Source organism: Roseiarcus sp., assembly GCF_052145395.1.
Classification (GTDB): Bacteria; Pseudomonadota; Alphaproteobacteria; order Rhizobiales; family Beijerinckiaceae; genus Roseiarcus.
The window spans coordinates 1-4,566 of record NZ_JBKQOT010000412.1 but is presented as its reverse complement, the minus strand read 5'-3'; the positions used below and the strand labels follow the sequence as shown (position 1 = coordinate 4,566).

Annotated in this window: 2 protein-coding genes and 1 pseudogene; all 3 read right to left on the bottom strand. The window is 64.5% G+C overall.

Features of this window, described 5'->3' with window-relative positions; genetic code table 11:
- Positions 1-76: 76 nt before the first annotated feature.
- The gene (locus ACLP25_RS13875) at positions 77-1,267 is read right to left on the bottom strand and encodes a serine hydrolase domain-containing protein (RefSeq protein WP_442469772.1); all 1,191 of its coding nucleotides are present in this window, start codon (positions 1,265-1,267) and stop codon (positions 77-79) included.
- 87 nt (positions 1,268-1,354) lie between these two features.
- Positions 1,355-2,996: pseudogene (locus tag ACLP25_RS13870) on the bottom strand (flavin-containing monooxygenase).
- 165 nt (positions 2,997-3,161) lie between these two features.
- Complete coding sequence (locus tag ACLP25_RS13865) at positions 3,162-4,049, bottom strand: helix-turn-helix domain-containing protein (protein ID WP_442469771.1); 888 nt, start codon at positions 4,047-4,049, stop codon at positions 3,162-3,164.
- Positions 4,050-4,566 lie beyond the last annotated feature (517 nt).

The following is a 4,566-nucleotide window of genomic DNA, read 5'->3' as shown; positions in this document are numbered from 1 at the left end:
ACTGCAAGGACGCAGTCGTGCATCAGCCCGATTATTCCCGCGCGGCCCGCGTCGTGGACGAGATGATGGCGGGCCATTAGGCCGCCTTTTTCTGACGCAGGCTGCTGTAGAGCGCGGTCTCGAACGCGATGTAGCCGCCGAAGGACACGGGGTCGCCGAACGGCAGGATCTGCGTCGCCCAGAAGCCGCCGAAGCCGTTCTTGCGATCGATCCAATAGAAGAGATTGGCGAGGCCCGCCCAACCGAGCGCGCCGGCGGGGCGGCCAGTCGGCGCCTCCTCGTCGTTGACCATGAAGCTCAGCGCCCAGGATTTCGACAGTCCGGGGAAGAATTCCGCGTCGTTCGACAGCGACGGGATGACGCCCGGAAGCATGGTGACCTTCAGGTCGCCGAGCTGGTTCTTCTCGGCCATCCGCACGGTCTCGGCCTTGAGCACGCGGCCGCGCTCGCCGGCGCCGTCGTTGAGCCACATGCGGATGAACCGCATGTAGTCGCCGACGGCGCTGTAGAGTCCGTGTCCGCCCATATCGAGTTCGGGCGGCGAGGGAAGCTCGAAGCCCATCGGCGCAAGCGAGCCGTCGCCGTTGCGCGCGTGCACGTCGGCGAGCCGCGAGCGCAGCGCGTCAGTGAGCGTGAAGGTCGTGTCGCGCATCCCAAGCGGCTCGAAGATGCGCGTCTTGAACACCTCGCCGAGCCGCTTGCCCGTGATCCCTTCGATCACCTGGCCGCACCAGTCGATGTTGCTGCCGTATTCCCACCTCTCGCCGGGATCGAACAGCAGCGGAGTCATCAGCGCCGACTTGGACGCCGTGATGATGCTCGGCTGCCCCTTCTCCTGGGCGAGGCGGTTGTATTTCTCGTTGAAGAAGTCGTAGCCCATGCCGGCGGTGTGGGTCAGCAGCATGCGGGTCGTGATGTCGCGTTTGGGCGCGCGCAGGCGAGGCTCGCCGCTGGTGTCGAAGCTTTCGATCACCTGGAGCTTGCCGATGTCGGGCGCGTAAGTCTTTGCCGGCGCGTCGAGGTCGAGCTTGCCTTCCTCGACGAGCTGGAGCGCCGCCGTGCCGGTGATCGCCTTGGTGGTGGAGAAGATCGCGAAGACCGTGTCGGTCGTCATGTCGGCGTCGCGATCGAGCCGCCGCTTGCCGGCGGCGCCTTCGTAGATGTTGCGCTCACGGTCCGTCGCCATGGCGACGACGCCGGGCACGCGCGGGCTGGACGTAACGACGCCATTCAGAACGCCGTCGGCTGCTTTTCTGAAGTCTTCCATCCTCGTTTCCTCCGTGCTTCGTGCCTGTTGTGGGCCTGCCGTCCGTCGAGGCGGCGACAGGCCGCATTGTTGCGCCTTCGCGATGCGTCACCGCATTGCGAAGCCCGCATAACCGGCCGCCGCCGCCTCGTCGCACTTCTGGCGATAGGCGCCGACGCCGCCGATGTAGGAGAGCAGACGCCGGGGCTTGCCCTTGACGTTCGAGCCCATGTACCAGGAGTTGGTCTTGACCACGAGCGTGGCCGAAGCGACCTGATCGTGGTGCTCGACCCATTTGTCTTCAGCCTCTTTCGTCGGCTCGCAGACTGTCTTGTCGTTGGCGCGCATGTGCTGGATGCACTCGCTGATCCACTCGGCCTGCTGCTGCAGGCAGGTCGTCATGTTGCAGAGCGCCGCCGACGGCGCGAGCGGCGTCGCGGTGGTGAACAGGTTGGGGTAGCCGTGAATCTGCAGACCCATGGTCGTGCGGATGTCGCGACTCCATTCCTCCCTGAGCGAGCGTCCGTCGCGACCGCGGATGTCGATCCGCGACAGCGCCCCCGTTCCCGCATCGAAGCCGGTCGCAAAGATCAGGATGTCGAATTCGTATTCCGAGTCGTCCATGAGTTTCAGCCCGCTCGGCGTGACGCTCTCGATCGGATTGTCCTTGACGCTGACGACGTCGACGTTGGGGCGGCGGAACGCCTCGAGAAAACCGACCTCCAGAGGGACGCGGTGGGTGCCGAAACCGTAGTCCTTCGGAATCAGGATGTCGCAGAGGCGCGGGTCCTTCAGCCGCTCGCGCATCTTGCCGCGAATGAACTCGGAAATTTCCTCGCTCACCGTCTCGTCGAAAAACATCTCGCCGAATGAGGCGAGCCAGAACTTGAGCGACCCGTCCTGCCAGACCTCCTCCAGAACCTCACGCCGCCGCTCGGGCGAAAGATCGGCCCAGGCATGCTCGAAGTCGTACTCGAAGCCGGTGAATGTGTGCGGCAGCCGCTTCGCGAGCTCTCCGAACCTGGACTTGTAGGCTTCCTGGTCGGCCGCGGTGTACTTCGGGTTCTTCATCGGCAGCACGTACTGCGGCGTACGCACGAATACGGTCATATGGCCGACCGTCGGCGATCGACTGGATGACCTGGATTCCGGTGGCGCCGATGCCGACGACGCCGACTCGCTTGCCGGCGAAGTCGACCGGCTCTCTAGGCCAGAGCGCGGTAAAGAGCAGCCGCCCCTTGAACGACTCCTTGCCCGGGAAGAGCGAGGTGAGCGGCGCGGACAGCATGCCGCAGCAGGTGACCAGGAACTGCGTGTCGATGGTGCGGCCCGTGTCGGTCGTCAGCGTCCAGCGGCCGGTCGCTTCGTTGAAGTGCGCGCTCTTGATCGTCGTGTCGAAGACGATGTCCTTGCGCAGGTCGAGGCGGTCGGCGACATAGTGCATCCACCGTTCGATCTCCGGCTGGCCGGGAAATTTCTCGCTCCAGCTCCAGCCTTTGTAGAGGTCCTCGGAGAACAGGTACTGGTAGATGTAGCCTTCCGAGTCGAAGCGGGCGCCGGGGTACCGGTTCCAGTACCATGTTCCGCCGACGTCGGATGCGCTGTCGAACGCCTTTACCGAAAGGCCCTGGCCGCGCAATAGATGCAATTGGTAAAGGCCAGCGACGCCGGCGCCGATCACGGCCGCGTCGAGCCTGAGAACGGAATCGGAGGCGCCTTGGGACCCTCCGAACGTAAGGATATCGCCCATCGTTCATCTCCCGGTTGTTCTATTTCGACCTGCAGCGAGGGGCCGAGTCTTCTTGCGTTCTCGCCGGATGTTGAAAAACCATGGAGCGAAGGGCGGAGTATTGAACGGGACGCGCAGCGACCATTGAACAAACTTGCTCGTTGCGGCCCGGCCGCGACGGCGGGATCAGCCGATTTTCGACCGCCGGAACTCCGCCGGGGTGACGCCGAGCGCCCGACGGAAGATGCGCGTCATGTGGCTCTGGTCGGCGAAGCCGCAGGCCGCAGCGATTGCCTTGAGGGGGATATCGCGTCTGCCCAATTGCGCTTTCGCGCGCTCGACGCGCTTGTCCATGACATAGGCGTGAGGCGGGCGGCCGAATTCCGCGCGAAACTTCCGCGTGAAGTGGAAGGCGCTGAGCTGCACGACGCTGGCGAGCTCCTGCAACGAGATCGCGCGATCGAGGTTTTCGTCGATGTATTCGGCAAGCATTCGGCATCGGGCGCGGCTTAAGCCCCCCGAACGCGTCGGCTCCCGGAAGACGACGTTCGCATAGCGGCGGAGAATGTGAACGCAGGCCTGGTTTCTCAGGGCGTCGGCATAGAGCCGGCTGCCGACACCGTCGCCGTCGGCTTCCCGCTCGAGGCATTCGGCGATCCCGCCGAGGACGGGGTCGTCGGCCCTCAGCACGTCGTGCAGTTCGATGTCGCGGATGTGGCGATCGTAAGCGTCCGCGGCGATCCGCGCCACGGAGGTCGGCGACAGGTAGAGGTGCACGACCTCGATGTCTTCGCTCCAGCGCCAATGCGACTGCGCCGCATGCGTGAGCACCGACACGCATCCCGGCGCGACATGTTCGTTGCGCCAGTCACCGGTGCAGCGACGATTCATCAGGGTCGTCCCGCGCTTGTAGGCGACGACCATGTAGTCGCTGAGACCCGGAACGGCGATGTCGAGGGCCGTATAGCGCCAGCGGCGGATCCGCACGCCCTCCCAGCCGAGCGGGGCGCTGTCGAGCGTCGATTCGCCGGGGACCCACGCCGGCAAGTCGTCCGGAGTGATCACATCATTCATATGTTTCCTCCCACCGGCCTGCGGTTTTCCGCACGGCTAAACTTTGGCGCTCGTTCGAGCGAAACCTGCGAACGCGCGTAGAACCTGGGTGGTCAAACGCTCCCGAACCTAAAGCCCGCGATGTTCCGGTAAGTTGAGGCCGCAGCGACCATCGGACCATCATATCGCGGCGTCGTTTCAGATCAAGAAAAGGGCTCAACAAAAGGGGGCGGCAGAAGCCGCGCCTGTGTCGCTTTGTAGCCAGCGCAAAACAAGCGCGCCGCTAAGAGCGGACTTGGTTAGCCCGCCAGCGACCGCAATTGGCGCACTCTTCCCGTACCGGAACGGATGGGAACGGCATGTCTGGACGGCGCCCCGTCGTCAAGGGTTTGGTTGAGGCTTTGCGAACGCTTCGGGTGCGGTCATGTCTTCGGCCTGTTGGCGCGGGAAAGGAATGTCCCGCTGGCCTGATGCTGGTCCGCATGGCTCTTCGCCCAATCAGCAAAACGCGCTCGTGATGGCGCCTGCCCTTTTCCTC

Bases quoted from the DNA above. Each gene is read 5' to 3' on its own strand.
- ACLP25_RS13875 (WP_442469772.1), bottom strand. From the start codon at position 1,267: ATGGAAGACTTCAGAAAAGCAGCCGACGGCGTTCTGAATGGCGTCGTT.
- ACLP25_RS13865 (WP_442469771.1), bottom strand. From the start codon at position 4,049: ATGAATGATGTGATCACTCCGGACGACTTGCCGGCGTGGGTCCCCGGC.